1 protein-coding gene is annotated in these 245 nt (G+C 72.7%); it reads right to left on the bottom strand.

Translation table 11 applies throughout. The features are described from left to right. Positions 1–245 (bottom strand): radical SAM family protein (locus tag JT719_RS25060; protein ID WP_207436494.1); only part of this gene is annotated, 245 nt, incomplete at both ends.

Below are 245 nucleotides of genomic sequence, written 5' to 3'. Positions count from 1 at the left end.
GGCGAAACCCTCCGCCGACAGCCAGGCCAGCCCCTCGGCCGCCTTGGCGAAGCTTCCCTCGCCGCGCTCGCGGTCGTGCAGCTCCGCCGTGAAATGGTCCAGACTGACGCGCAGCCGCAGCCGCTCCCCGTGCAGCGCCTTCAGCGCCAGCAGCGCTTCCTCCACGCGCGGGCGCTGCATCGGGCGCATGGCGTTGGTGAGGATCAGGACCGAGAAGCCGCGCTCCAGCGCCATGGCCGCCAGCA

It is taken from the genome of Sabulibacter ruber (assembly GCF_017355955.1).
Classification (GTDB): Bacteria; Bacteroidota; Bacteroidia; order Cytophagales; family Hymenobacteraceae; genus Nibribacter; species Nibribacter ruber_A.
The sequence above is the reverse complement of the archived record's forward strand: the minus strand, read 5'-3'. Positions and strand labels throughout refer to the sequence as shown.